A 6431-nucleotide genomic window follows, 5' to 3' on the forward strand; every position below is an offset into this window, starting at 1 on the left:
AACAGGATTCGAGCCGAGACTCAAGCCGGGATTCAGGCAGCCACTCAGACAGAGATTCGCAACGGCTGCACGAATTTGCGCGCGATTGTCATATAGCGGTCCGCGGTGTCGTGCAGCGTATAGCCCGACAATTGCCGGTCGGCACGCGGCATATCGAGCGCGTGCAGCAGGGCGTTGCCGTAGGCATCGGGATCGGCGGTATCGACCAGACTCACGCCACCGAATGCCGTCGCGAAACCGAACGAAGCAATCCGGTTCGCGACGACCGGAATACCCGAGGCCAGCGCTTCCAGAAAGCCAATGCTCTGCGCCTCGAAACGCGAGGGCATCGCGAAGACCCGCGACGAGCGCAGAATCGCGGCCACATCGGAACGCGGCCCGCACACCTGCACTTTGTCCTGCAGACCGAGTTGTTCGACGAGCGCCACGACCGCCGCGTGATAGCTCACGTCTTCGACGACCCCGCACAACAGCAGCCGCGCAGCCGGTTCAGCTCGCAGCACGCGCTCGAAAGCACGCACCGTATGCAGCTGACTCTTGCAATCCATATAGCGGCCGAGCTGGACGATCTGCTTGGCCGGCACGTGCAAGGCGGGCGCCGGCGCATCGTCGTATTCCGCGAACTGCGAGGCGTCCACGCCGTTCGGAATCACCACCATCGACGGATGCCGGCCGATCTCGCGCAAGTAGTCGTCGATATTTTGCTGCGACACGCCGATGATCGCCTGCGCGCGACGCGACAGCAGACGCTCGGCGCGCTTCAACGCGCTGTTCTCGAAGTCGTTGACGCCCGAATGCATGACCCACGCGATCGGCGTATGAACCGGCAGCAGGCGCACATACATGGCGGCCAGGGTGGCATGCGCAACGATAAAGTCCGGCCGGAAACGGCGCACCACACGATACAGGTGCAACAGCTTGCCGATTCGCCCATAGCGAACTTCCGGAAACATGCAGGTGACACCCGCCGCCTGGAGTTCGGCGCGGATATCCGCGAAGTCGCTCTGCTGCGGCAGCAGCGACGTCATACAGACTTCATGCCCGCCGCGCTGATGATGAATGGCGAGCCCTTTGACGAGTACTTCTGCCCCGGACAACCTCGGTGCGTGAACCAGTTGAAGAATTCTCACGATTGATCTCTCTGGATAACCGCCTATTTTGCGCAACCGATGAAGAAGCCGATCCCGCCAGGTTCGGGCCTCACATGGCGCCTGCTTCCCATCATCTTTTGTCTGGCGCGTTGCCGTCAGAGCACGCGTCATGGTCTCGGTAAAACAGCGACAGGTTCACTACACCATTCGGGTCGCGAAGAAACCTTACACCGAAGGTACAGCGCTTCTCCGCCATCCCCAAGGCTTCTCCCGCTATGGAATGAGCGCTAACGCCCATTTCTCTGCGGATTGGGGCCGCTCATATAGTTAGGTATCCGTTGCATGATTTTTCGACCCCATTAAAAATGGCGGAAAAACACTAGTTTCTGCTTACATATGTTTTGGTGAGAACAATGCAACTAGTACCGTTTTTTTGTTCATACGTAACGACTCGTTACTTCTTTTAAACAGACGAGTCGGTATGGTGACGGTCGATTCTTCCCAATCGCTGCTTTATGTTACTTACAGAACAGTAAAAGCTTCATTGATCAGTGCAGTGAGTTCGCACGCTGCGATCAATACACCGTTCTGCGAAACGTCGGTTGTTTTCTTCGTACCTTCCTCCGGTCGTTCGATTCCGCCAGGCCAAACGTGACTTACGTCACGGTGAATTCGTACGACCTGAAATTCGTTGAAGAGAAACGTGTTTGGGGCCGACAACCCGGGAAGGCATCACCCTGGCGCAACCGGACAGTTGCGCACATCCGATGGCCAGTGCCGACCCTTCGTTGATCGGCCGGTCTGCAAATGAACCCCGTTGTTCGCCCGAACTCCCCACGCGCCTTGCGCGATGAGCCGGGCGAATCATCAGCAACGCAAGGCTTACAGATCGATGAAATCGCAACTACTCGTACTCTCGACCCTATCGCTCGCGCTCGCAGCCTGCGGCGGCGGTGGCGGCAGTAACGGCGCCACCAGCACGGCGGCGACCCAAGCCAACGGCGGCACCACGGCCAACGGCACGAACGGCACTGGCGGCTCGACCGGCAGCGGCAGCACCACGCTGAACGCCGCGGGCACCTCGAACGCGGCCATGAGCTGCGCGGCGCCGGTTAACTCGTCGGGCTCGGGCAGCGCCACGATTTCCGCCGACACACCCAGCGCCGACGGCACCCGCATCTTCCCGTCGGGCAGCACGTTCCAGCTCGCATTCAGCACCAACGTGCCGGGCGCGGACACGCTGAACTGGGCCGTGACCGACACCCTCGGCAAGGTCGCGGCCAGCGGCAGCGCGCCGGTGCCGAACGGCTCCACCACGATCACGCTGAATTGCTCGTCGACGCTCGCCGGCTATTTCGCCGCGACCGGCACGCTGGCGAAAAACGGCGGCCAGTTGCCGCAAGCCGGCACGCGGCCGGTGGGTATCGCGACCTTCGGCGTGCTGGCGAATCTGTCCGGCGTCGTACCGACGGTCACCTACGCGCGCCAGGAACAGCATCGTTTCGGCATGCAGGGTGCGAACGACAATGGTCCGTTGCTCGCCGACCTCGGCATTTCGTCGACGATCGACGACCGCCAGATGTCGACCATGGAGCCGAACGGCGCCAACACGTTCAACCCGGCAACCAGCACGCTCGATCCGTTCTACAAATCCGGCAACGTGATGCGCCTGATCCGCCTCGACGGAATTCCGGCGTGGGCGAGCAGCACCGGCGCGTTTCAGGACGACGTCAGCGTGCCGACCAACCTCTCGTATTACCAGAACTACATGAGCCGCGTGGGCACCGAATCCAACGCGATTCGCTCGACCTACTTCGCGAATCAATCGGCCAACTACTACCAGGTGACGTGGGAGCCGAACGAGTTCTGGACCGACACCGACGCCAATTTCATCGCGCTGTACCAGTCTGTTTATCAAGGCCTGCATTCGACCGATCCGCACGCGGTGGTGATGGGCCCGACCGATGCGTTCCCGAGCCTGACCACGACGCGCCTGAAGCGCCTCGCACCGCTCGGCTTCGGCCAGTACATCGACGCGGTCGCCACCCACGGTTACTACGACGCCGGCACTTCGCCGTCGCATCCGCCGGAGCGTTACGACAGCGATCCGTCCACCGCATCGGGTTCGTTGCGCGGCCAGATGCAGGCGCTGCGTGCCGAAATGGCCACCGACTACCGTCCGGGCATGAAGCTGTTCTCGACCGAAGCCGGCATCAGCTACGACCTCGGCAGCGCGTACGGCCCGAACTATCCGACCGCCAACGTGCTGTACGCACAGGCGGCCGTCGCGGCGCGCATGCACATCATCACGCTGGGCGAAGGCGCGAATCAGACCTACGTGTTCTACGGCGCGGATTATCCGGGCGAAGTCGGCTACGGCACGTTCTTCGATCTGAACGACGCGCAAGGCGCGTTCGGCGCGACCAACCTCAGCCCGAAACCGGTCGCCATGGCGCTCAGCGCAATGACGCACACGCTCGACGGCACGACGACGCTGGGTCCGGTGAACGGCGCACCGAACGGCGTCTACGCGTACGCGTTCCAGCAACTGAACAACGGCGCGGTGATCACGGCTTTGTGGACGCACAACAATAACGCGTGGAGCGCAAGCAGCGGTTTCAGCTCGACCTATAGCGTGCCGTACACCCTCACCGTCGATGCGCCCGGCACGAGCGGTACGGTGAAGCTGATCGACATGATGGGCAATGCGTCGACCGTGAGCTACAGCAACGGTGCGTTGACGCTGAATCTGACCGAATCGCCGGTGTATGTGGTGTCGAATAATGGGTCGGTTGCTCAGGCGAATTCGACGGTGCCGGTGGGGTATGTCAGCATGTAAGTTGTGGGATGCAGGCGAGTACGTTTGATTGTTCGAAGGTACTCGCTGGTCGCTTAGCTTTTTTCCAACTGCCCTTCTAGACCGCTCAGTTCCTGTTTGCGTTCTTTCGACGGATTGCCGGTCGGCGGTCCGGCGAGACTCTTGTGCACGCGTGCGCTGTGTCAGATTGGTGGCAGCGGCGCGAGACTGGACACTTAGTTGATGAAGAACTTCAGCAGTTCGGTCACTATATGCAACGGCCCTGGAATCGGCGTGAGAATCGCCTCGAAGAGGATGGTGGCCTTTCCTTGCTGACTTAGTGGTCTATTAGCGTTGCCCCTGTGCGGGGCGGCACTCACTTTCTTTGCCGCCGCAAAGAAAGTAAGCAAAGAAAGCGGCTCACACCGCTAGCTCATAAGCGGGGCCCTCGTACAGTCGCGGTAGTGGTGCATCTGGATTCTGTGCTCCCGCGCACTCCGCGCTCGTGACACAGCAGTCATTCTTCCGGCGGCGCTGCGCGCGCCGTGGCGGTCGTTCACGCACTGCCCCTGCTAAGCGGGGGTCTCGCGCAGTTGCGGTAGTGGTGCATCTGGATTCTGTGCTCCCGCGCACTCCGCGCTCGTGACACAGCAGTCATTCTTCCGGCGGCGCTGCGCGCGCCGTGGCGGTCGTTCACGCACTGCCCCTGCTAAGCGGGGGTCTCGCGCAGTTGCGGTAGTGGTGCATCTGGATTCTGTGCTCCCGCGCACTCCGCGCTCGTGACACAGCAGTCATTCTTCCGGCGGCGCTGCGCGCGCCGTGGCGGTCGTTCACGCACTGCCCCTGCTAAGCGGGGTTCTCGCGCAGCCACGGTAGTGGCTCATCTTGAATCCGTGTTCACGCGCGTTAACGTTGAAAGCGAAAATCTACATTTAGCGAGTCGGGCACCCAAAACGGCGTGCCCTTCAGTGTTTTTGAGTGCGGTTCATGATCGCGTTTTTTCGGTCGCGACAAAAGTGCCGCGAGTCGCTGTCAGTGTGTCACTACCGGACGCCGCGATGATGTTTTCGAGCGAACTCGCTTGGCTGGCATCGCCCCGGTTGCAGAAGTACTCTCGCTATTTTTCGATGCGTCTTGCGCGGCTTTTGTCAGGAGCTCCGTTGCGTGACGCGCCGTAAGTTGCATTTGAGGAACACCGTTCGAATCCAGCGCGATGATGCCGTACAACTCCCGGTCAACCTCGACTTCTTGACGGTATTCCTCCGCGGTTTCGACCCAGAGTCCGAGCAACGTCCGCTGGCGTGTTCTTTCGTCAAGCGTGATGGCCGGGTTCTGGTAAATCGAAGTCGCGAGCGTCGACAGTGTCTTCAGTTGCGCTATTTGCCGTTCAATAAGCCGGAAAGCAGATAACGCCAGTTTCTCGTACTGAATCGCGTCGACACACGGCCGTGATGCGGTTCGAGAACTCTTTGGGGATTTACTCATGTGCGATCTCCAATGCTGACATGGATCGCCCGACACTAACTTGCAAAGAGGGTGAGCGGGCACATTGACGGGATTCGAAGACCGGTGCGCGATACCAGGAACCGGCGAGCCGTGGAGCTCCCCCGCCAAGGCCCGCCCATTGGAACATGGACGCTCAAAGGCGGCCGCACTTGTCCGTGCGGCGGATCGCGCTTAGCAGGCTTCGAAACCTGTTTGTCGTGACGTGCACGACAAAAGGAGTCTAGAACCTACGGCCCGCCGAGTGATCACCCGCGCAGGCTAAATAGAGCGCAGTGGCCTCATTTCCGAAATTTCCCAACGCGCCTGTCAGAGTTAAAAGTAATCAGCGATGCCGATTGAATCTGGGCTACTTGTGCGCAATGTCGATTGCATGAGAGTTGCGACGGCGAGCTTGCCGCTGTCTGAAAACTGACGTCGTCTCGATGCCGACCGTTCCGGCGAGCGCGCAGCGCGAGGCGGGAGGAATGACTGCTGTGTCACGAACGCGGAGTGTGCGAGAACATGGATTCCAGATGCACCACTACCGCGGCTGCGCGAGAACCCCGCTTAGCAGCGGCCGTGCGTGAACAACCGCCACGGCGCGCGCAGCGCCGCCGGAAGAATGACTGCTGTGTCACTAACGTGGAATGCGCGAGAACCCAGATTCCAGATGCACCACTACCGTAACTGCGCGGGGTGCCCGCTTATGGGCTGGCGGTGTGAGCCCGCTTTCTTTGCTTACTTTCTTTGCGGCGGTGTGTGTCAAGGTAGTTGTCGCCTGAACCGTTACGCGGCCTGCCTATACATTTCGGCTGAGGCCTGGGTTCGCTCCGGATTCAGATAGACCGCGTCCGTCAGGTGCCAGTTGCGGATGGCGCCTGACCAGCGTGCCGGGTTTTGTGCGCGAGCACTTTCGTACAGCGCACGCCGTTGTGCCAGCAGGTCAGTCGCTTCGCCGCGATGCCGTTGTGCCGGACTGACATACTTCAACCCGCTGTGACAGTGCTCCTCGTTGTACCACTGCACAAAGCACTGCACCCATTCCCGAGCCGCCTCCA

Annotated in this window: 3 protein-coding genes and 1 pseudogene; 1 reads left to right on the top strand and 3 read right to left on the bottom strand. The window is 60.8% G+C overall.

The genetic code is table 11. The annotated features are described in order from the left end of the window. Positions 1-44 precede the first annotated feature (44 nt). Positions 45-1130 (bottom strand): glycosyltransferase family 4 protein, encoded by a 1086-nt coding sequence (locus tag BX591_RS25520; RefSeq protein ID WP_111934106.1) that lies wholly within the window; start codon positions 1128-1130, stop codon positions 45-47. An 853-nt stretch (positions 1131-1983) separates the two neighbouring features. On the opposite strand from BX591_RS25520, the gene BX591_RS25525 reads away from it, so the two are divergent. Next, positions 1984-3930 carry a hypothetical protein gene (locus BX591_RS25525; protein ID WP_111934112.1) on the top strand — a complete coding sequence of 649 codons (1947 nt, stop codon included), beginning with the start codon at positions 1984-1986 and terminating at the stop codon, positions 3928-3930. Positions 3931-4920: 990 nt separating this feature from the next. On the opposite strand, the gene BX591_RS25530 is transcribed toward BX591_RS25525, so the two are convergent. Further along, a complete protein-coding gene (locus BX591_RS25530) occupies positions 4921-5373 on the bottom strand; it encodes a hypothetical protein (RefSeq protein ID WP_111934107.1) in 453 nt (150 codons plus the stop codon). 786 nt (positions 5374-6159) lie between these two features. Then, positions 6160-6431, bottom strand: a pseudogene (locus tag BX591_RS36790) (IS3 family transposase); the annotation flags it as partial.

Source organism: Paraburkholderia bryophila, from assembly GCF_003269035.1.
Classification (GTDB): domain Bacteria; phylum Pseudomonadota; class Gammaproteobacteria; order Burkholderiales; family Burkholderiaceae; genus Paraburkholderia; species Paraburkholderia bryophila.